The sequence below is a fragment of the Streptomyces sp. NPDC034085 genome, assembly GCF_055575555.1.
On the sequence record NZ_JBVISL010000006.1, the window covers coordinates 132656 to 152653 of the forward strand.

The following is a 19998-nucleotide window of genomic DNA, read 5'->3' on the forward strand; positions in this document are numbered from 1 at the left end:
ATGTGTCCGAGGGGGGACTTGAACCCCCACGCCCGATAAAGGGCACTAGCACCTCAAGCTAGCGCGTCTGCCATTCCGCCACCCGGACCGGGTGTGTGCCTCACGTCCCTCGCGGGCCGTTGCGACGTGGAAAACATTACCAAACATTCCGGGGCGGCTCGTCCCCGCCCTCGCCGGCCCCTACGCGGCCCGTTTCCGGCCCCCACCGGGGCGAAAACGAAGAAGGACCCCGCCTCAGCGGGGTCCTTCTCACATGTGTCCGAGGGGGGACTTGAACCCCCACGCCCGATAAAGGGCACTAGCACCTCAAGCTAGCGCGTCTGCCATTCCGCCACCCGGACCGGGTGTGCGCCTCACGTCCCTCGCGGGCCGTTGCGACATGGAAAACATTACCAAACCGCCGGGGGTCCTCGATCACACCCCCCAGTGGGCCCGGAACGCCCTTGGGCGGACGGGCCCGGGGCGGGAGGATGGGGGCGGTAGCCGGTACTGATCAGTGGGAGGAACAGCGTGAGCGCAACGGGCGCGGGCAAGGCCGTCTCCGGCGAGGACGAGGTCGTCGACCTCTGCCGGGACCTCATCCGGATCGACACCAGCAACTACGGGGACCACTCGGGCCCCGGCGAGCGCAAGGCGGCCGAGTGGGTCGCCGAGAAGCTGGCCGAGGTCGGCCTGGAGCCGCAGATCTTCGAATCGCACAAGGGGCGCGCCTCGACCGTGGCCCGGATCGAGGGGGAGGACCCCTCACGGCCGGCCCTGCTGATCCACGGGCACACCGACGTGGTGCCCGCCAACGCCGCCGACTGGACCTACGACCCCTTCTCGGGCGAGATCGCCGACGGCTGCGTGTGGGGCCGCGGCGCGGTCGACATGAAGGACATGGACGCGATGACGCTGGCCGTCGTGCGCGACCGCATGCGCAGCGGGCGCAAGCCTCCCCGGGACATCGTGCTGGCCTTCCTCGCGGACGAGGAGGCGGGCGGCACGTACGGCGCCCGGCACCTCGTGGACAAGCACCCCCACCTCTTCGAGGGCGTCACCGAGGCCATCGGCGAAGTGGGCGGTTTCTCCTTCACCGTGAACGAGAACCTGCGCCTCTACCTGGTGGAGACGGCCCAGAAGGGCATGCACTGGATGCGGCTCACGGTCGAGGGCACCGCGGGCCACGGCTCCATGACCAACAACGACAACGCGATCACCGAGCTGTGCGAGGCCGTCGGGCGCCTCGGCCGCCACCAGTGGCCGGTGCGCGTGACGAAGACCGTCCGATCCTTCCTCGACGAACTCTCGGACGCGCTCGGAACCCCGCTCGACCCGGAGAACATGGACGCCACCCTCGCCAAGCTCGGCGGGATCGCCAAGATGGTCGGCGCGACCCTGCGCAACTCCGCCGCCCCGACGATGCTCGGCGCCGGCTACAAGGTCAACGTCATCCCCGGCCAGGCCACCGCACACGTCGACGGGCGTTTCCTGCCGGGCTACGAGGACGAGTTCTTCGCCGACCTCGACCGGATCCTCGGCCCGCGCGTCAAGCGCGAGGACGTGCACGCCGACAAGGCGCTGGAGACGGACTTCGACGGGCGGCTCGTGGACGCCATGCAGGGCGCCCTGAAGGCGGAGGACCCGATCGCGCGGGCGGTCCCGTACATGCTCTCCGGCGGGACGGACGCCAAGTCCTTCGACGACCTCGGCATCCGCTGCTTCGGCTTCGCGCCGCTCCAGCTGCCGCCGGAGCTGGACTTCGCCGGCATGTTCCACGGCGTGGACGAGCGGGTGCCGGTGGACGGCCTGAAGTTCGGCGTCCGCGTCCTCGACCGGTTCCTCGACAACGCGTGACGCGTGACGCCTGACCCTGGCGCCTGGCGCCCGATAACGCCGCAGATTCGGGAAGGTGTGCGCATTCCACTGAGAAGAGTGAATGCGCTCATACGCTCGTAGCCCCGGTGAGTCCTCCTCGTTACAGGTGGTGCGGTCCGCGGCTGGGACCGCACTTGCCTACTAGGAGGAACAATGCTCAAGAAGGTTGCTGCCGCTGCGGCTGCCACTGGTGGTCTGGTGCTCGCGGGTGCGGGTCTGGCTGTCGCCGACGCGGGTGCCCAGGCTGCGGCCGTCGGCTCCCCCGGCGTCCTGTCCGGCAACGTCGTCCAGGTCCCGATCCACATCCCGGTCAACGTCTGCGGCAACACCGTCAACGTGATCGCGCTGCTGAACCCGGCCTTCGGCAACACCTGCGTCAACGCCTGACGCATCTGAAGTTCTGGCCCCGGGGCGCTGCCAGCGCTCCGGGGCCGCCGGGCTTTTCCGGCCCGGCCGCTCACATACGGCGCGGCGGGCGGGGGAGCCCGTACGGCCTGCGTGCCGAACGGTACGTACACACCAGGGGACGAGTACAGATGCGACGACCGGTCCAGGTCACGAGGAAGACGCTGATCACCATGGCGGCCGCGGGAGGTGTCCTCGCGTTCGCCGGCGGTCAGGCCCAGGCGGACTCGGGGGCGTCCGGGCACGCCTCGAACTCTCCGGGCCTGCTGTCCGGGAACAACGTGCAGGCGCCGGTGGACACACCGGTGAACGTCTGCGGCAACACGGTGAACGTGGTGGGGGCGCTGAACCCGGCCTTCGGGAACCGCTGCGCCAACCAGTCGGACGACCCGCGGTACCCGGGCCAGTCCGGCCACCCGGAGCACCCCGGCCACCCGGAGCACCCCGGACATCCGGAGCACCCGGGCCACCCCGGGAATCCGGGAGAGCCCGGACACCCCGGCCACCCGGGGCACCCCGGCCACCCGGGCGGCGGGGACGACGAGCCGTGCGACGAGGACGAGCCCGGGCACCCCGGTACGCCGGGCGGTCAGACGCCGGGCAACCCCGGCACCCCGGCCGGACACACCCCCGCGAACCCGGGCACCCCGGCCTCGCCCGGCACCCCCACCGGCCCGGTCACCCCGGCCGGCCACCACGCCCAGCTCGCCGCCACCGGCTCGGGCGACGCCCTGACCGCCGGCGTGCCGCTCGCCGGCGGCCTGCTGCTGGCCGGCGCCGTGCTCTACCGGCGCGCCCGCAACGCCGCCTGACGGGCACTCACGACGCGGGCCCCGGCAGCGGGGCCCGCGTCACCAGGTCGCGCGGACCTGGCGGATGATCCGGCGGCGCAACCGCACGCGGCGGCTGCCGTCCCGGTGCAGGGTCAGGCGCTCCAGCTCCCAGTTCCCGTATTCCGCATGATCGGTCAGCAGGCGGGTCGCCTCCTTGCGGGGCGTCCCGCGAGGCACGTACACGTCGACGAATTCGTATTCCGGCATCGCATCTATTGTGCGGGCACCGGCCCCCTACGGATAGCGTCTGCACTATGTCTGATGCCGCTCTGCCCACTGTTGCCGAGGTACGCGCCGCCGCCGAGGCGGTCAAGACCGCACTCGACCGTCACCTCGCCGCGGTCGAGGGCAGGATCGGGGACGAGGATCCAGCCGTCTACGCCGCCTTCAACGAACTCGCCGCCGCGGCCGAGGAGTACGACGAACTCCTCTACGACCGCTACGACGAGGTCACCCCCTTCGAGATCCCCGCGCCCGAGACCGGTGCCCCGTACACCGGCCCCGCCGAACCCGCCGCTTTCAGCGTGCTGATCCGCCGCGACTACGCCGTGGTCGAACCGGCACGGCTGATCGCCCAGGCCGAGCGCGTCGCCGCGCACGACCAGGACGCCGAGCTCCTCGACGACGGCGGTACCGCCGGTGCGCTGGGCGTGCTCTTCGGTGAGTACGAGCCCGACGAGATCGCCTCCCGCTACAAGGAGTTCGGCTTGGAGGAAGGGGACTCCACGCTCTGGGTCGCCGCCCTGGAAGAAGTCGCCGAACCGGGGGACTGGCTCAACTCCCCGTTCCAGCAGACCGACCCGCAGGACGTGCTGCACCGGTTCGACGTGAGCTCCGTCTTCGACGAGGAGCCCGGTTTCGAGGACGGGGACGAGGAGGTCTTCGAGGCCGCGGCCGGCGCCGACGGCGAGGAGAGCGCCCCCGAATCCGGGCTGACCCCGGCCTGAGTTCCCGCACCCGCGTGCCCCCGCCCGGCGACGGGCGGGGGCACGCGGGCGACCGGCCGTTACGGCTGCTGCTCCTCCTGGGCGGCCGTGAGGGCCCGCAGCAGGCCCGTCAGCCGGGTCGTACGCGGCTTCGGCAGCCCCTGCGCCACCGCCCGCGGCAGCGCCTCGTCCACCCCGTGGACCACGGACAGGTGCCGCTCGGCCCGCCCGAAAGCCGTGTACACCCAGTCCCGGGACAGCGCCTCGGCCGCGTCCCCGGGCAGTACGACGACCACCGCCGGCCAGCGCGCGCCCACGGCCTGGTGCGCGGTCACCGCCCAGCCGTGCCGGACCTGCGCCTCCACCCGCTCCTGCGGTACGACGACCCGCGCGCCCCCCGCGTCCAGGTGCAGCCCCTGCGCGTCGGCCGACACCACCCGGGCCGGCAGCGCCCGCCCCGGCGAGGGCACGTGGACCACCCGGTCACCGGGGTCGAAGCCGCCGAACCGGCCGGGCCCGGGGTTCAGCCGCTCCTTGAGGGCGGCGTTCAGCGTGCGGGTGCCTGCCGAGCCGCCGTGGCCCGGGGTGATGACCTGCACGGCCTCCGCCGGGATTCCGAAGGCGCGGGGCACCGACTCGGCCACCAGCTGGACGGTGCGGTGCACGGCCTCGCCGGCGTCCCGGACGGGGACGATGACGACCTCCTTGCCGGGGGCGTCGACCCGGTTCAGCTCCCCGATGCCGACCCCCGAGACCAGCTCGCCGATCGGGCCGGGGTCCGGGGTGCGGGACACCACCTGGGGGAAGGCCCGTGCCGCCAGCACGTCGGCGAACACCCGCCCGGGCCCGGCCGACCCGAGCACCCCGGGGTCGCCGGAGAGCACCAGGCGGGCCCCGTCGGGCACGGACTCCACCAGGGCGGCCGCCGTGCCGACGTCCAGCTGGGGCGCGTCGAGGACGATGAGCAGGTCCAGGTCGAAGCGGCCGTCGGCGTCCCGGCCGGGGCCCTCCGTCCCGGCGAGCAGACCGGCCACCGTGACGGCCTCGGCGCCCGCGGCGGCGGGGGCGTGCGCCGCCAGACAGGCCCGCAGCCCAAGCTGCCGCGCGGCCGCCAGCAAGGCCGCGGGCTCGGCCCGCGCGGCCTCGCCGCCGGTGTGGGTGACCAGGCCGTGGGCCGCGACGGCCCGGACCAGTTCGGCGGCGGGGCCGGTGGCGGCCGCCGACCAGTCCGCGGGGCCGCCGAAGGTGCCCGCCAGCCGGGCCAGGCCGTCCGCGAGCGCCTCCTCGGCCAGGGCGTGTTCCTCCAGGCCCACGAGGATGCGCACGGGCTGTTCCTCGTCCTCACCGGCGGGCGGCCCCAGCGGCTCGTGGAACACCAGCACCGCGCCGTCGCCGATGGCCGTCTCCAGCGTCTCGGCCGGGGCCGGCACCCCGTACTGGGCCAGGGCCTTCTCCAGGACCGGGGCCTCCAGGGCGGTGTGCCCCTTGACGGCGGCCTGGTCCAGCAGCCAGCCGAGCACCGCGGCCCCGCGCCGCTCGTCGGCGGGGCCCGCCGCGGGGCCCAGCAGGGCCTGCGCGAAGCCGTCCGCCTGCGTCGGGCGCACCCCGGGGACGGCGAGGAGCCGCCAAGGATCCTCGGCGAGCTGCTCGGCCGCGCCCTCGCCGAGGGCCTCGGCGGCCTGCCCGGCCAGGGCCTCGGGGGCGCCGCCGCGGGCGAGCACGGCGCGGACGGCGCCGACGTCCCCGGCGGTACGGGCCGGGGCGGGGGCCGCCGGGCGCGGCTGCGGGGGAGCGGGGGCGGCCCTGCGCGGCGCGGCGGGGGCCTCGTCGAAGTACACGGCGGCGGGCTTGGCCCCGCTCTCCACGGCCCGTACGGCGGCCAGCAGGTCGGCGGCCTTGCCGCTGAGCTTGCCGCCGGCGTCGACGGGGGCCTCCCGCTCGGCCTTGCGGCGGGCGATGCGTTCGCGCTCGATCTTCTGCGCGGCCAGCTCGGCCTGCGCCTCGGTGAGCCCGGCCGGGGTCTCCGCCGCTGCCGGCTCCGCCCCGACGGCGTCCTGGTCAGGGGCCCCGGGCTGTGCGGCGGTCCCTGCGGGGCTCTCCCCCACCCCGCCCCTTCCCGAAACAGGGGGCTCCGCCCCCGGCCCCCCGCCGACCCCGCCCGGCCCCTCGCCCCCGGCGTCGCCGGTCGTCTCAGGGCTCTCGCCCTCGGCGCCGGCGGTCGTCTCAGGGCTCTCGCCCTCGGCGTCGCCGGACTTGTTTGGGCTTTCGGCCACGGCGTCGCCGGTCGTCTCCGGCCGTTCGACCCCGGCTGCGCCGGTCGTCTCCAGGCGTTCGACCCCGGCTGCGCCGGTCGTGTCCCGGCCCTCGACCCCGTCGCAGGCCGTCGTCTCCGGGCTTTCGGCCCCGGCGTCGCCGGTCGTGTCGGGGCCGCCGGTCCCGGTCGTGTCGGGCGCCGGGGCTTCGGCCTGGGCGGCCGGGCCGTCCGCATTGCCCTCGGCCGGGGCAGAGGCGGAGCCGTCCGCGTCGCCCTCGGCCGGGGTGCCGTCCGCGGCGGGTTCCGCAAGGGGCTCCGGGGTTTCGGCGGGGTCCGGGGCGGCCCCGTACGGTTCCTCCGCGGCAGCGGGGTTGGCGGGCTCGGGGGCCGTACTCACAGGGTGCTCCAGTCCTGGTCGGGGTAGCGGTGCACGGGCGCCGACACGTCGTCCAGCGCACGGCGGATCTCCTCCGGAAGACTAAGGGCCTCCACCGACAGTGCCGCCTCCAGCTGCGCGGACGTCCGGGCGCCCACGATCGGGGCGGCCACCCCGGGCCGGTCCCGGATCCAGGCCAGGGCCACCTGGAGCGGGGTCACGGCCAGGCCCTGCGCGGCCGTCACCACCGCGTCCACGATCCCTCGCGCCGCGTCGTGCAGGTACGGCTCCACCAGCGCGGCCAGCGACGGCGACGCCCCCCGGGAGCCGGCCGGCGTCCCGTCCCGGTACTTGCCCGTCAGCACCCCCCGCCCCAGCGGCGAGGACGGCAGCAGGCCGACCCCCAGGTCCAGTGCGGCGGGGAGCACCTCGCGCTCCACACCCCGCTGGAGGAGCGAGTACTCCATCTGGGTCGAGGCCAGCCGGGTCCGCGTCCCGGGCGCGGCGAGCTGCCACGTCGCCGCCCTGGCCAGCTGCCAGCCGCTGAAGTTGGACACCCCCGCGTACCGGGCCCGCCCGCTGGCGACGGCCAGGTCCAGCGCCTGGAGGGTCTCCTCGACCGGGGTACCGGGGTCGAAGGCGTGCACCTGCCACAGGTCCACGTAGTCGGTGCCGAGCCGGTCCAGGGAGTCGTCCAGCGCGGTCAGCAGGTGCCCGCGCGAGCCGTTGAACCGCCGGTCGGGATCGGGGACGCTGCCCGACTTGGTCGCGATGACCAGGTCCCGGCGCGGCACGAGGGAGCCCACCAGCTGGCCGAGGAGGTACTCCGCCTCTCCGTCGCCGTAGACGTCGGCCGTGTCCACGAGCGTCCCGCCCGCTTCCCAGAACGTCCGCAACTGCTCGGCGGCGGCTTCCTCGCCGGTGTCACGGCCCCAGGTGAGGGTGCCGAGGCCGATCCGGGAGACGCGCAGTCCGGTGCGGCCGAGATGCCTCTGCTCCATGAGCGCTGAGACTACTGGGGCACTGCCGTGTGGCCGTCGGGCGCGCTACAGTCCCCCGCAGACCCACGTTACTGATCGGTAAACCGGCACATTCGTGAGAGGGACGACACATGCGGCTCGGCATCAATCTCGGCTACTGGGGTGCGGGCATGGACGCCGACAACCTCGCCGTCGCCCAGGAGGCCGACCGGCTCGGCTACGACGTCTGCTGGGCCGCCGAGGCCTACGGCTCCGACGCGGCGACCGTGCTCGCCTGGGTGGCCGCACAGACGGAGCGGATCGACGTCGGCTCGGCGATCTTCCAGATCCCGGCCCGCCAGCCGGCGATGACGGCGATGACCGCCGCCACCCTGGACTCGCTCACCAAGGGCCGCTTCCGGCTCGGCCTCGGCGTCTCCGGCCCCCAGGTATCCGAGGGCTGGTACGGCGTCACGTTCGACAAGCCGCTCGCCCGCACCCGCGAGTACGTGGAGATCGTCCGCAAGGCCATGTCCCGCGAGCGGCTGACCTACGAAGGCGCCCACTGGACCCTGCCGCTGCCCGGCGGGCCCGGCAAGCCGCTCAAGCTGACCGTGCACCCCGAGCGCGAGCACATCCCGCTCTACATCGCCGCCATCGGGCCGAAGAACCTGGAGCAGACCGGCGAGATCGCCGACGGCGCCCTGCTGATCTTCCCGGCCGCCCAGCACCTGGAGGAGACGGCCCTGAGGCACATCCGCGCGGGCCGCGAGAAGGCCGGCCTGACGATGGACGGCTTCGACGTCTGCCCGACCGTTCCGCTGGCCGTCGGCGAGGACGTGACCGCGCTCGCGGACGTGTTCCGCCCCTACACCGCCCTGTACGTCGGCGGCATGGGCAGCCCGAAGCAGAACTTCTACAACCAGCTCGCGCAGCGGATGGGGTACGAGAAGGAGGCGGCCGAGATCCAGGCCAAGTACCTGGGCGGCGACAAGGAGGGGGCGGCCGCCGCCGTCCCGCACTCGCTGATCGACTCGACCACCCTGCTGGGCTCCGTGGAGCGCATCGCGGACGGGATGCGGGCCTACGCCGAGGCCGGGGTCACCACCCTCACGCTGGCCCCGGCCGGCTTCACCCTCGACGAGCGGATCGCCGCCCTGCGGGCCGGCACCGAGGCCCTGGAGATCGCCGGCCTCGCCTGACGCGACGGAGGCCGACGCAGCCGCCCCCGCACCGTGGAGCGGTGCGGGGGCGGCGTCCGGAAGGAGTCAGCGGCCGTGGTGGGGGCTCGGGGGGTCTTCCCCGCCACGGCCGACACAGCGAACAACGCCGGGGCCGCCCCCGGGGTTACGCCCCGCCGCCCGTCCGGCGGTTTCGTTCATTCGGCCGAGCGGGGCGACGCATCGGTTGCCCGCCCGGTCGATCCGCATTTGACTCGTTGCATGCTCTCTGCCCGCAGCCTGTTCCAGGAGATCGTCGACCACGACGACTCCTTCCAGCTGTTCTGCTCCATCGCCGCCAGCGGGGAGTCCCAGGGCGGCTGGGAGAACGGCCGGATCGCCGCCCTCGTACCCGAGGGCATGCGCGACCTCGCCCCCAAGATCACCCGGCACGGCGCCGACGAGGACAAGCACGGCCGGATCTTCCGGGCCCTGCTGCGCAAGCGCGGCCTGCCCGCCGTCCCGGTCCCGCCCGAGACCGACTACACGATGCTGCTCGAACGCCGCGGCATCGGCCTCGCGCACGACAAGCTCCGCCGCGACCAGCCGCTGACCGAGGAGGACATCGTCGTCTACCTCGCGCACAGCCGGGTCACCGAACAGCGCGCCGCCGACCAGATGGACATGCTGCTGCGCCACTTCGGCGACCACCCCGAGGTCGGCAAGGCCGTCCGCGTCATCAGCAACGACGAGGACAACCACCTCGCCTACTGCCACGAGGAACTGCTGCGCCTCGCCCGCCACGGGCACGGCCGCACCATCCAGCGGGTCCTGCGCGAGAGCGCCCTCGCCGAGATCGGCGTCTACCGGGACGTCAGCCTCGCCGTCATGGACCACATGGGCCGGCTGCTGCGCTGGCCCGCGCCCAAGACCGCCGCGCTCGCCTGCGGCATCCGCGCGATGTACGCGTACGAGCGCTTCAGCGGCTGGCACCGCATGGTCCGGCTGCGCCCGCCGGAGCGCAGGGACCCGCTGGGCGGTGTGGTGAAGGCCGGCCACGGCTTCGCCTGACCAGCGGCCCGCGGTACGGCAGGCGGCCCGGAGCACGGCCGGCGGCCCGGAGCACGACCGGCGGCCCGGAGCGCGGCCCGCGGCCCGCGGTACGGCTCGCGGCTCAGAGCCAGCCGCGCCGTTTGAACAGCCGGTGCAGGCCCAGGCACACGCCCACCATGAGCAGCACCACCGCCGGATAACCCCAGGCCTGCCTGAGCTCCGGCATGTCGGCGAAGTTCATCCCGTAGATCCCCGCGACCATCGTGGGGACGGCCGCCATGGCCGCCCAGGCGGAGATCTTGCGCATGTCGTCGTTCTGCCGGACGCCCATCTGCGCCAGGTGCGCGGCCAGCGCGTCCGACAGCAGCCGGTCCAGGCCCTCGATGTACTCGCTCGCCTTCGTCAGGTGGTCGGCGACGTCCCGGAAGAAGGGCTGGGCGTGCCCGTGCACGAACGGCACCTGCCCGAAGGCGAGCCGGTCCATGGGCTGGAGCAGCGGACTCGTCGCCCGGCGGAACTCCAGGACCTGCCGCTTGAATCCGTAGATCCGGGCGGCGGTGTTCTTGAAGTCCCTGGGGTTCGGCGCGAACACCTCCGCCTCCAGCTCCTCCAGGTCCGCCTGGAGTTCGGCCGCCACCTCGATGTAGTGGTCCACCACCGCGTCGGACACCGCGTACAGCACCGCCGTCGGGCCGTGCCGCAGGACGTCCGGCTCCTGTTCCAGCCGGTGCCGTACGGCAGCCAGCGCGGCCCCCTCGCCGTGCCGGACCGTGACCACGAAGGAGTCGCCGATGAACACCATCAGCTCGCCCGTGGTCACCGTGTCCGCGGAGTCGTCGTACAGCACCGGCTTGAGGACCACGAACAGCGAGTCGTCGTACACCTCCAGCTTGGGACGCTGGTGCGCCGTCAGCGCGTCCTCCACCGCCAGCGCGTGCAGGCCGAACTCCCGGCTCACCCGGTCGAACTCCTCCGCCGTCGGCTCGTGCACGCCGACCCACACGAAGGCGTCCCCGTGGGTCCGGGCCTCCGCCAGGGCCGAGGAGAACTCCCTGGGGGCCTCCGAGCGGCGGCCGTCCCGGTACATCGCGCAGTCCACAATCACGCCCGGCATTCTTCCCCCACCCGCGCCCGCCCGCACGCCGACGGCACCGCATACCCTGCATGCATGGCCACGCTGATCCTCGTACGACACGGGCGGTCCACCGCCAACACCGCAGGGCTGCTCGCCGGATGGACCCCGGGGGTGGCCCTGGACGAACACGGCGCGGAGCAGGCCGCCGCCCTGCCCGGGCGGCTCGACGGGGTACCCCTCGCGGCGGCCGTCAGCAGTCCGCTCCAGCGCTGCCGGGAGACCCTCGCCCCGCTGCTCGCGGCCCGTCCCGGGCTCCCGCTGCACACCGACGAGCGGATCGGCGAATGCCACTACGGCGACTGGTCGGGCCGCAAACTCTCCGAACTCGCCGGCGAACCCCTCATGAAGATCGTCCAGCAGCACCCCTCGGCCGCCGTCTTCCCCGGCGGCGAGTCCATGCGCGCCATGCAGGCCCGCGCCGTGGACGCCGTACGCGCGTGGAACACGCGGATCGAGGAGGAGCACGGCGCCGACGCCGTCTTCCTCATGTGCTCCCACGGCGACATCATCAAGTCCCTCGTCGCCGACGCCCTCGGCATGCACCTCGACCTGTTCCAGCGGATCCACGTCGACCCCTGCTCGGTCACCGCGATCCGCTACACCCCCACCCGGCCCTTCCTGCTGCGCCTGGGCGACACCGGCGACCTCACCCCGCTGATCCCCCGGCCGGCCGCCTCCGCCGAGAGCGAGACCGAGGGCGGCGGCGACGCCGTCGTGGGAGGCGGCGCGGGCGCGGCCTGATCGAACGGCGCAGTAGGGTGGCAGGGCCAGCAACACGTGCGCAGCCCTGCCCCTGCCCCAGACTTGGAGACCGGTCGTGCCCCGTCAGGTGTTCCTTTACGACCCCCCGGACCGCTTCGTGGCCGGCACGGTCGGTCTGCCTGGACGCCGCACCTTCTTCCTCCAGGCCTCCGCGGGCCCCCGCGTCACCAGCGTCTCCCTGGAGAAGACCCAGGTCGCGGCGCTCGCCGAGCGCATGGACGAGCTCCTCGACGAGGTCGTACGGCGCACCGGCGGCAACGCGCCCGTCCCGGCCGTCGCCTCCGCCGAGGCCGCCGACACCGCGCCGCTGGACGTCCCCGTCGAGGAGGAGTTCCGCGTCGGCACCATGGCCCTCGCCTGGGACGGCGAGGAGCAGCGGATGATCGTCGAGGCCCAGGCGCTCGTCGAACTCGACGCCGACTCGGAGGAGGACCTCGCCGAGGCCGAGGAACGCCTGCTCCAGGACGAGGAGAACGGCCCGCCCATGCTGCGGGTGCGGCTGTCCGGCGCGCAGGCCCGGGCCTTCGCCAAGCGGGCCCTCGACGTGGTCAACGCCGGCCGCCCGCCGTGCCCGCTGTGCAGCCTGCCCCTCGACCCCGAGGGCCACGTCTGCCCCCGCCAGAACGGGTACCGGCGCCAGGTGTGAGCGAGGTGACCCCGATAGAGGAGCTGCTCACCCGCGGTGAGCTCACCGTCCGCGGCCGCATCGCCGAGGCGTCCAACGCGGTCCTGCTGTGCACCGTGGCCTACGAGGGCCGAAGCGCGGAGTGCGTCTACAAGCCCGTCAAGGGGGAGCGGCCCCTGTGGGACTTCCCCGACGGGAACCTCGCCCGGCGCGAGCGCGCCGCGTACCTGGTCTCCGAGGCCACCGGCTGGGGGCTGGTCCCCACCACCGTGCTGCGCGACGGCCCGTACGGAGAGGGAATGGTCCAGCACTGGATCGACGCCGGAGAAACGCCGGAGCCCGCGCTCCTCGCGCTCGTCGAGGGCGAGGAGGCCGGCGAGGGCTGGAAGGCGGTGGCCCTCGCCGAGGTGGAGGAGGGCCGCACCGCCCTCCTCGTGCACGCCGACGACCCCCGGCTGCGCCGCCTCGCCGTGCTGGACGCGGTGATCAACAACGGCGACCGCAAGGGCGGCCACCTGCTGCCCGCGCCGGACGGCAGGCTCTACGGGATCGACCACGGAGTGAGCTTCCACACCGAGGACAAGCTGCGCACCCTGCTGTGGGGCTGGGCGGGGGAGCCGCTGACCGACGAGGCGCGCACGGTCCTGGAGTCCCTGGAGGCCCAGCTGGCCGACGGGGGCCCGCTCGCCACCCGGCTGGCCGAGCTGATCACCTCCGTCGAGCTGGCCGCCGTACGGGCGCGCGTGGCCCAGCTGCTGCGCGAGGGCAGGCACCCGCAGCCGTCGGGGCAGTGGCCGGCGATCCCCTGGCCGCCCGTCTGAGCAGGACCGCCGCCGGATGGTGGCGGACGCACAGAACCGGCCAGATCGCAAGAGTGCTGATCAAGCCAACAGTGCTGGTCGCATTCGTTTCCGGAACACTCGTCCGGTTAGGCTCGAGCCATGCATGCCTGGCCCGCTTCTGAGGTCCCCGCCCTGCCCGGCAAGGGCCGCGACCTCCAGATCCACGACACCGCGACCCAGGGGACGATCACCCTCGCCCCCGGTCCCGTCGCCCGCCTCTACGTCTGCGGGATCACCCCGTACGACGCGACCCACATCGGTCACGCGGCGACCTACAACGCGTTCGACCTCGTGCAGCGCGTGTGGCTCGACAACAAGCGGCAGGTCCACTACGTCCAGAACGTCACGGACGTGGACGATCCGCTCCTGGAGCGGGCGCTGCGCGACGGACACGACTGGACCGAGCTGGCGGAGCGCGAGACGGCCCTCTTCCGCGAGGACATGACCGCCCTGCGCATGCTGCCGCCGCAGCACTACATCGGCGCCGTCGAGGCCATACCCGGCATCGTGCCGCTGGTCGAGCGGCTGCGCGACGCGGGCGCCGCGTACGAGCTCGACGGCGACGTCTACTTCTCGGTGGAGTCCGACCCGAACTTCGGCGGGGTCTCCCACCTCGACGCCGCGGCGATGCGGGCGCTGTCCGCGGAGCGCGGCGGCGACCCGGACCGCCCGGGCAAGAAGAACCCCCTCGACCCGATGCTGTGGATGGCCGCACGGCCGGGCGAGCCGAGCTGGGACGGGGCCTCCCTGGGGCCCGGCCGGCCGGGCTGGCACATCGAGTGCGTGGCCATCGCCCTGGACCACCTGGGCATGGGCTTCGACATCCAGGGCGGCGGCTCCGACCTGGCCTTCCCGCACCACGAGATGGGCGCGTCGCACGCCCAGGCCCTGACGGGCGAGTTCCCGATGGCCAAGGCCTACGTCCACGCGGGCATGGTCGCGCTGGGCGGCGAGAAGATGTCGAAGTCCAAGGGCAACCTGGTCTTCGTCTCGGCGCTGCGCCGCGCGGGCGTCGACCCGGCCGCCATCCGGCTGGCCCTGCTGGCGCACCACTACCGCGCCGACTGGGAGTGGACGGACGACGTCCTCGCCGAGGCCGTGTCCCGCCTGGAACGGTGGCGCGCGGCGGTCTCCCGGCCGGACGGCCTCCCGGCGGACGCCCTGGTCGAGGAGGTCCGCGAGGCCCTCGCCCGCGACCTGGACGCCCCGGCCGCGCTGGCCGCGGTGGACCGCTGGGTAGACGCGCAGAACGCCTCGGACGGCGACGACGAAACGGCCCCGGGCCTGGTCTCCCGCACGGTGGACGCCCTCCTGGGCGTGGCCCTGTAACACCGCCGCCGATGCCCCCTGGCTCCGCCCGGGCCGGGGGGCATCGGCGCGCCCGGGGCCGCGCGGGCCCTGCCTGCGGCGCCGCTCCCCGCCCCGCCCTTCAGCCGTTCTCGCCTCGGTCGCCGGCGCGGCTACCAACACGGCGCTACCGCGCCTGCGGGCGGAGCCCGCCCCGCAGGGCTAGGCCGACGGGGGCTCCGGGGTGTCGCCCGGCTCGTCCGGGTCCGGCGGGGTCGGGGGCTCCTCCCCGGAGGGGTCCGGGCGACGGCGCGACGGCCGCGTCAGCCCGCTGGAGGTGTCCCGCAGGTACGAGCCGTCACCCGGCTGCTCCGCGCCCGCGGACGGGTCCCGCCGCCGCAGGTACCGCTCGAACTCCCGGGCGATCGCGTCCCCCGACGCCTCCGGCAGGTCCGCGGTGTCCCGGGCCTCCTCCAGCGTCTGGACGTACTCCGCCACCTCGCTGTCCTCCGCGGCCAGTTGGTCCACGCCCAGCTGCCACGCCCGCGCGTCCTCCGGGAGTTCACCGAGCGGGATCCTGATGTCGATCAGGTCCTCCAGCCGGTTCAGCAGCGCCAGCGTCGCCTTCGGGTTCGGCGGCTGGGACACGTAGTGCGGCACCGCCGCCCACAGCGACACCGCCGGAACCCCGGCGTGCGTGCAGGCCTCCTGGAGCACGCCGACGATCCCGGTCGGGCCCTCGTACTTCGTCTCCTCCAGGTCCATCGTCCGCGCGAGGTCCGCGTCCGAGGTCACCCCGCTCACCGGCACCGGCCGCGTGTGCGGGGTGTCGCCGAGCAGCGCGCCGAGGATGACCACCATCTCCACGCCCAGCTCGTGCGCGAAGCCGAGCAGCTCGTTGCAGAACGACCGCCAGCGCATGGAAGGTTCGATGCCCCGCACCAGCACCAGGTCGCGGGGCTTCGCACCGCCGATCCGGACCACCGACAGCCGCGTCGTCGGCCAGGTGATCTTCCTGACGCCGTTGTCCAGCCACACCGTCGGCCGGTTGACCTGGAAGTCGTAGTAGTCCTCGGCGTCCAGCGCCGCGAAGACCTCGCCCTTCCACTCCCGGTCCAGGTGCGCCACCGCACCGGAGGCGGCGTCACCCGCGTCGTTCCAGCCCTCGAACGCGGCCACCATGACCGGGTCGATCAGCTCGGGCACGCCCTCAAGCTCGATCACCCAGGTCTCCTTCCGAAGTTCCTTGCCCACGTGGGCCAGCCTAAGCCTTCGCGGGACGTCGGCCACAGCCCACGACAGAGGGGCGGTTCCCCTCGGAACCGCCCCTCTTCCCCACCTGCGTACCAGCTATGCCTTGCGGCTCAGCATCTCCTCGACGCGGGCCCGTACGGCCTCGTCGTCCAGGCCGCGGACCGTCACCGTCGTGCGGCGGCGCAGCACGTCGTCGACCGTCTCGGCCCACTCGTTGTCACGGGCGTAGGCCACCTGCGCCCAGATCTCCGGGCCGTCGGGGTGGATGCGCTCGGCCAGCGCCGGGTCCTCGTTCGCCAGGCGCGCGATGTCGAAGGCGAGCGAGCCGTAGTGCGAAGCCAGGTGGCGGGCGGTGAGCGGGTCCATCCGGCTGCCGGGCTCGCGGTCCACCAGCAGCCGGTGCGCGACCGCGTTCGGGTTGGCGACACCGGGCAGCGGGACGCGGCGTACGAGCGACTTCACCGGCTCCATGTCCTCGGTCAGCGGGCTGCCGGGGAGCTTGGCGAGCTTGTCCATGACCACGCGGCCGATGTGGCGGTACGTGGTCCACTTGCCGCCGGCCACCGACAGCATGCCGCCGGCGCCCTCGGAGACCACCGTCTCGCGCTTGGCCTTCTCGACGCCGCCGGGGCCGCCGGGCAGGACGCGCAGGCCGGCGAAGGCGTACGTCATCAGCGACCGGTCGAGGTCGGCGTCCTTGATGGAGAACGCGGCCTCGTCCAGGATCTGCTGGATGTCCTTCTCGGTGGCGCGCACGTCCGCCGGGTCGCCCTCGTACACCTCGTCGGTGGTGCCGAGCAGCAGCTGGTCCTCCCAGGGGAGGGCGAAGGTGATGCGGTACTTGTCGATCGGGGTGGCCATGGCGGCCTTCCACGGCGACTTGCGCTTCATGACGATGTGCGCGCCCTTGGAGAGGCGGATCGACGGCATGGCGTGCTTGTCTTCCATGCGCCGCAGGTGGTCCACCCACGGGCCGGTGGCGTTGAGCACGACGCGTGCGTCGACCCCGAACTCGGTACCGTCCAGGCGGTCCTTGAGCTCGGCGCCGCTGACCCGTCCGCGCGTCATGCGCAGGCCGGTGACCTCGGCGTGGTTGAGGACGACCGCGCCCGACTCGACGGCCGCGCGGACCGTCATGACCGCCATGCGGGAGTCGTTCATCTGGTGGTCGTAGTAGACGGCGACGGCCTTGAGGTCGTCCGTCTTGAGACCGGGATTGTCGGCGACGGCACGGGCCGGGGATATGACCTTGCCCATGCCGTCGCCGAAGGCCGAGAGGGCGGAGTAGGCGAAGACGCCCGCGCCCAGCTTGGCCGCACCCACCGGGCCGCCCTTGTAGACCGGCAGGTAGAAGGTGAGCGGGTTGACCAGGTGCGGGGCCACGTCCTTGGCCAGCACCCGCCGCTCGTGGTGGTTCTCCGCCACCAGCTTGACCGCGCCGGTCTGCAGGTAGCGCAGACCGCCGTGGACGAGCTTGGAGGAGGCCGAGGAGGTGGCGCCGGCGAAGTCGCCGGCGTCCACCATGGCAACCCGCAGACCCGACTGCGCGGCGTGCCAGGCCACCGAGGTGCCCAGGATCCCACCGCCGATGACCAGCAGGTCGTACGTGGCCTTCTCGAGCTGCTCACGGGTCTCGGCGCGGCTCGCGTTGGCACCGGAAGTCGGGTGCGTACCCAGGGCGGGAACGCTCTGCAGGGTGCTCATGTCTCTTTCAGCTCCTCGTCGATTGACTCAGCTGGTGCGGTCAGCTGGCGTCTTCGTCGTCGACCCAGCCCATGGACCGCTCCACGGCCTTGAGCCAGCTCTTGTACTCGCGGTCCCGCTGGTCGGCGGGCATCCGCGGGGTCCACTCCGCCGCGCGGCGCCAGTTGGCGCGCAGGGCGTCGGTGTCGGGCCAGAAGCCGACGGCCAGGCCGGCGGCGTAGGCGGCGCCGAGGCAGGTGGTCTCGGCGACCATCGGGCGCACCACGGGGGCGTCCAGGAAGTCCGAGAGCGTCTGCATCAGCAGGTTGTTGGAGGTCATGCCGCCGTCGACCTTGAGGGCCGCCAGCTCGACGCCGGAGTCCTTGGTCATGGCGTCGGTGATCTCGCGGGTCTGCCAGGCCGTGGCCTCCAGGACGGCACGGGCGATGTGCGCCTTGGTGACGTACCGGGTGAGGCCGGCGATCACACCGCGGGCGTCGGAGCGCCAGTACGGGGCGAAGAGGCCGGAGAAGGCCGGCACGAAGTAGGCGCCGCCGTTGTCGTCGACGGAGAGCGCGAGGGTCTCGATCTCGGCCGCGGTCTTGATCATGCCCATCTGGTCGCGCATCCACTGGACGAGCGAGCCGGTGACGGCGATGGAGCCCTCCAGCGCGTAAACCGGCTTCTGGTCGCCGATCTGGTAGCCGACCGTGGTCAGCAGGCCGCTGTAGGAGTTGATGATCTTGTCGCCGGTGTTCATCAGCATGAACGTGCCGGTGCCGTAGGTGGACTTGGCCTCGCCCTCGGCGAAGCAGGTCTGGCCGAAGAGCGCGGCCTGCTGGTCACCGAGCGCCGAGGCGACCGGGACGCCGGCCAGGACGCCCTCCTTGACGTGGCCGTAGACCTCGGCGGAGGACCTGATCTCCGGGAGCACGTTGAGCGGGACGCCCATGGACTCGGCGATGCGCTCGTCCCAGGCCAGGGTGTGCAGGTTCATCAGCATGGTGCGCGAGGCGTTGGTCACGTCGGTGACGTGCACGCCGCCCTGGGCGCCACCGGTGAGGTTCCAGATGACCCAGGAGTCCATGGTGCCGAAGAGGATGTCGCCGGCCTCGGCGCGCTCCCGCAGGCCCTCGACGTTGTCGAGCATCCAGCGGATCTTGGGGCCGGCGAAGTAGCTCGCCAGCGGCAGGCCGGTCTCGCGGCGGAAGCGGTCCTGGCCGACGTTGCGGCCGAGCTCCCTGCACAGGGCGTCGGTGCGGGTGTCCTGCCAGACCAGCGCGTTGTGCACGGGCTCGCCGGTGTGGCGGTCCCACAGGAGGGTGGTCTCGCGCTGATTGGTGATGCCGACGGCCTTGACGTCGGCGGCGGTGATCTCCGCCTTGGCGATGGCGCCGGCGACGACCTCCTGGACGTTGGTCCAGATCTCGGAGGCGTCGTGCTCGACCCAGCCCGGCTTCGGGAAGATCTGCTCGTGCTCCTTCTGGTCGACCGCGACGATGCGGCCGTCGCGGTCGAAGACGATGCAGCGGGAGGAGGTGGTGCCCTGGTCGATCGCGGCGATGAAGGGGCCGGTGCTGCTGGTCATGGTGGCTGCTCCTGGCAGGTCTGTGGAGTAGGCGGAATCAGGAGGGCGGTGCGGATCTTGCGAGCGCGGCCGAAGCTGATCAGGCGAACGCGATGTTGTACAGACCGCCGGCGAGTGCGGCACCGACGAGCGGGCCGACGACCGGGATCCAGGAGTACCCCCAGTCCGAGCCGCCCTTGTTGGGCAGCGGGAGCAGGGCATGGACGATGCGCGGACCGAGGTCGCGGACCGGGTTGATGGCGTAGCCGGTCGGACCGCCCAGCGAGAGGCCGATGCCGACGACGACGAAGGAGGTGATCAGGACGCCGATGACGCCGAGGCCCTTGCCGCCGTCCTGGAGGCCCTGGGTCAGGATCGCCAGGACCAGCACGGCGGTGCCGATGATCTCCGTCGCGAGGTTCTGGACCACGTTGCGGATCTCGGGGCCGGTCGAGAAGATGCCGAGGACCGGGCCGGCGACGTCGTGCGGGTGCGGGTCCTCCGGACCGAGCCTGGCGTCACGGATGTGCTCCGGGTCGGACAGGTGGGCCCGGAACTGGCCGTAGTAGGTGATCCACATCAGGACCGCGCCCAGCATCGCGCCGAGGAGCTGGCCCGCGAAGTAGACGGGGACGTCGCCCCACTCGCCGGTCTTGACGGCGATGCCGACGGTGACCGCCGGGTTGAGGTGGGCGCCGGAGAGCGGCGCGGAGACGTATGCGGCGATCAGGACGGCGAAGCCCCAGCCGAAGGTGATCGCGAGCCAGCCCGCGCCTCGGGCCTTGGAGCTCTTGAGCGTGAGGGCGGCGCAGACGCCACCGCCGAGCAGTGTGAGCAGGGCGGTACCGATGGTCTCGCCGATGAAGATGTCGGAGCTGGACACCCGCGACTCCTTTGTCTTACGTCCAGGGGCGGGCGGACACCGGGTCCCTCCGGTGGTCCACCCACTCGGTGAGTGCTTCACCGGTCCATGGCCTCGCCATACCCTAACGCGTATTGCCGGTAGGTGTTCGACAATGC

General features: G+C 73.2%; 18 protein-coding genes and 2 tRNA genes. 10 read left to right on the forward strand and 10 right to left on the reverse strand.

The window, feature by feature from the left end; genetic code table 11:
* Positions 1-3: 3 nt before the first annotated feature.
* A tRNA-Leu gene (locus tag ACZ501_RS21890) sits at positions 4-88 on the reverse strand.
* A gap of 168 nt (positions 89-256) precedes the next feature.
* Positions 257-341: transfer RNA gene (locus ACZ501_RS21895), tRNA-Leu, on the reverse strand.
* A gap of 169 nt (positions 342-510) precedes the next feature.
* Here ACZ501_RS21895 and ACZ501_RS21900 point away from each other — a divergent pair.
* The 3 genes from ACZ501_RS21900 (at position 511) to ACZ501_RS21910 (ending at position 3074) form a co-directional block, all read left to right on the forward strand.
* On the forward strand, positions 511-1836 hold the full coding sequence (locus ACZ501_RS21900) for a M20/M25/M40 family metallo-hydrolase (protein WP_361611391.1): 1326 nt from the start codon (positions 511-513) through the stop codon (positions 1834-1836).
* Between the two features lie 174 nt (positions 1837-2010).
* Positions 2011-2244, forward strand: a complete 234-nt coding sequence (locus ACZ501_RS21905) for a chaplin (protein ID WP_361611389.1) — start codon at positions 2011-2013, stop codon at positions 2242-2244.
* Positions 2245-2393: 149 nt separating this feature from the next.
* A complete protein-coding gene (locus tag ACZ501_RS21910; RefSeq protein ID WP_468797443.1) occupies positions 2394-3074 on the forward strand; it encodes a chaplin in 681 nt (226 codons plus the stop codon).
* Positions 3075-3113: 39 nt separating this feature from the next.
* On the opposite strand, the gene ACZ501_RS21915 is transcribed toward ACZ501_RS21910, so the two are convergent.
* Positions 3114-3302 carry a DUF5703 family protein gene (locus ACZ501_RS21915; RefSeq protein WP_361611335.1) on the reverse strand — a complete coding sequence of 63 codons (189 nt, stop codon included), beginning with the start codon at positions 3300-3302 and terminating at the stop codon, positions 3114-3116.
* Between the two features lie 47 nt (positions 3303-3349).
* On the opposite strand from ACZ501_RS21915, the gene ACZ501_RS21920 reads away from it, so the two are divergent.
* Positions 3350-4042, forward strand: a complete 693-nt coding sequence (locus tag ACZ501_RS21920) for a hypothetical protein (RefSeq protein WP_468797445.1) — start codon at positions 3350-3352, stop codon at positions 4040-4042.
* Between the two features lie 59 nt (positions 4043-4101).
* Here ACZ501_RS21920 and ACZ501_RS21925 read toward each other — a convergent pair whose 3' ends face one another.
* Both ACZ501_RS21925 and ACZ501_RS21930 read right to left on the reverse strand, forming a co-directional pair.
* A complete protein-coding gene (locus tag ACZ501_RS21925; protein WP_468797693.1) occupies positions 4102-6294 on the reverse strand; it encodes a helix-hairpin-helix domain-containing protein in 2193 nt (730 codons plus the stop codon).
* A gap of 374 nt (positions 6295-6668) precedes the next feature.
* Positions 6669-7652, reverse strand: coding sequence for an aldo/keto reductase (locus ACZ501_RS21930; protein WP_361611425.1), 984 nt, complete (start codon positions 7650-7652; stop codon positions 6669-6671).
* 110 nt (positions 7653-7762) lie between these two features.
* Between ACZ501_RS21930 and ACZ501_RS21935 the strand changes: the two genes are divergently transcribed.
* Both ACZ501_RS21935 and ACZ501_RS21940 read left to right on the forward strand, forming a co-directional pair.
* A complete protein-coding gene (locus ACZ501_RS21935; protein ID WP_362465801.1) occupies positions 7763-8812 on the forward strand; it encodes an LLM class F420-dependent oxidoreductase in 1050 nt (349 codons plus the stop codon).
* Positions 8813-9052: 240 nt separating this feature from the next.
* The gene (locus tag ACZ501_RS21940; protein ID WP_361610651.1) at positions 9053-9841 is read left to right on the forward strand and encodes a ferritin-like domain-containing protein; all 789 of its coding nucleotides are present in this window, start codon (positions 9053-9055) and stop codon (positions 9839-9841) included.
* Positions 9842-9944: 103 nt separating this feature from the next.
* On the opposite strand, the gene ACZ501_RS21945 is transcribed toward ACZ501_RS21940, so the two are convergent.
* Positions 9945-10937, reverse strand: a complete 993-nt coding sequence (locus tag ACZ501_RS21945) for a magnesium and cobalt transport protein CorA (RefSeq protein WP_361610650.1) — start codon at positions 10935-10937, stop codon at positions 9945-9947.
* A gap of 54 nt (positions 10938-10991) precedes the next feature.
* Here ACZ501_RS21945 and ACZ501_RS21950 point away from each other — a divergent pair, with 54 nt between their 5' ends.
* From ACZ501_RS21950 to mshC, 4 genes are all read left to right on the forward strand, one after another.
* On the forward strand, positions 10992-11699 hold the full coding sequence (locus tag ACZ501_RS21950; protein ID WP_361610648.1) for a histidine phosphatase family protein: 708 nt from the start codon (positions 10992-10994) through the stop codon (positions 11697-11699).
* A gap of 76 nt (positions 11700-11775) precedes the next feature.
* On the forward strand, positions 11776-12366 hold the full coding sequence (locus ACZ501_RS21955; RefSeq protein WP_361610646.1) for a DUF3090 domain-containing protein: 591 nt from the start codon (positions 11776-11778) through the stop codon (positions 12364-12366).
* Positions 12330-13166: an SCO1664 family protein gene (locus ACZ501_RS21960; RefSeq protein WP_468797696.1), complete on the forward strand. Its 837-nt coding sequence runs from the start codon at positions 12330-12332 to the stop codon at positions 13164-13166. Before ACZ501_RS21955 ends, ACZ501_RS21960 begins: the two co-directional genes overlap by 37 nt.
* A 120-nt stretch (positions 13167-13286) precedes the next feature.
* Positions 13287-14516 carry a cysteine--1-D-myo-inosityl 2-amino-2-deoxy-alpha-D-glucopyranoside ligase gene (gene mshC / locus ACZ501_RS21965; RefSeq protein ID WP_361610644.1) on the forward strand — a complete coding sequence of 410 codons (1230 nt, stop codon included), beginning with the start codon at positions 13287-13289 and terminating at the stop codon, positions 14514-14516.
* A gap of 180 nt (positions 14517-14696) precedes the next feature.
* Here the strand turns inward: mshC and ACZ501_RS21970 are convergent, their stop codons facing one another.
* From ACZ501_RS21970 to ACZ501_RS21985, 4 genes are all read right to left on the reverse strand, one after another.
* On the reverse strand, positions 14697-15698 hold the full coding sequence (locus ACZ501_RS21970) for a PAC2 family protein (RefSeq protein WP_361609923.1): 1002 nt from the start codon (positions 15696-15698) through the stop codon (positions 14697-14699).
* A gap of 126 nt (positions 15699-15824) precedes the next feature.
* Positions 15825-17432, reverse strand: coding sequence for a glycerol-3-phosphate dehydrogenase/oxidase (locus ACZ501_RS21975; RefSeq protein ID WP_361609922.1), 1608 nt, complete (start codon positions 17430-17432; stop codon positions 15825-15827).
* Between the two features lie 40 nt (positions 17433-17472).
* Positions 17473-18999 carry a glycerol kinase GlpK gene (glpK, locus tag ACZ501_RS21980; protein ID WP_361609921.1) on the reverse strand — a complete coding sequence of 509 codons (1527 nt, stop codon included), beginning with the start codon at positions 18997-18999 and terminating at the stop codon, positions 17473-17475.
* A gap of 79 nt (positions 19000-19078) precedes the next feature.
* A complete protein-coding gene (locus tag ACZ501_RS21985; protein ID WP_361609920.1) occupies positions 19079-19861 on the reverse strand; it encodes an MIP/aquaporin family protein in 783 nt (260 codons plus the stop codon).
* Between the last annotated feature and the right edge of the window lie 137 nt (positions 19862-19998).

Bases quoted from the DNA above. Each gene is read 5' to 3' on its own strand.
- ACZ501_RS21950 (WP_361610648.1), top strand. From the start codon at position 10,992: ATGGCCACGCTGATCCTCGTACGACACGGGCGGTCCACCGCCAACACC.
- ACZ501_RS21910 (WP_468797443.1), top strand. From the start codon at position 2,394: ATGCGACGACCGGTCCAGGTCACGAGGAAGACGCTGATCACCATGGCG.
- ACZ501_RS21945 (WP_361610650.1), bottom strand. From the start codon at position 10,937: ATGCCGGGCGTGATTGTGGACTGCGCGATGTACCGGGACGGCCGCCGC.
- ACZ501_RS21915 (WP_361611335.1), bottom strand. From the start codon at position 3,302: ATGCCGGAATACGAATTCGTCGACGTGTACGTGCCTCGCGGGACGCCC.
- ACZ501_RS21940 (WP_361610651.1), top strand. From the start codon at position 9,053: ATGCTCTCTGCCCGCAGCCTGTTCCAGGAGATCGTCGACCACGACGAC.
- mshC (WP_361610644.1), top strand. From the start codon at position 13,287: ATGCATGCCTGGCCCGCTTCTGAGGTCCCCGCCCTGCCCGGCAAGGGC.
- ACZ501_RS21930 (WP_361611425.1), bottom strand. From the start codon at position 7,652: ATGGAGCAGAGGCATCTCGGCCGCACCGGACTGCGCGTCTCCCGGATC.
- ACZ501_RS21935 (WP_362465801.1), top strand. From the start codon at position 7,763: ATGCGGCTCGGCATCAATCTCGGCTACTGGGGTGCGGGCATGGACGCC.
- glpK (WP_361609921.1), bottom strand. From the start codon at position 18,999: ATGACCAGCAGCACCGGCCCCTTCATCGCCGCGATCGACCAGGGCACC.
- ACZ501_RS21905 (WP_361611389.1), top strand. From the start codon at position 2,011: ATGCTCAAGAAGGTTGCTGCCGCTGCGGCTGCCACTGGTGGTCTGGTG.
- ACZ501_RS21975 (WP_361609922.1), bottom strand. From the start codon at position 17,432: ATGAGCACCCTGCAGAGCGTTCCCGCCCTGGGTACGCACCCGACTTCC.
- ACZ501_RS21920 (WP_468797445.1), top strand. From the start codon at position 3,350: ATGTCTGATGCCGCTCTGCCCACTGTTGCCGAGGTACGCGCCGCCGCC.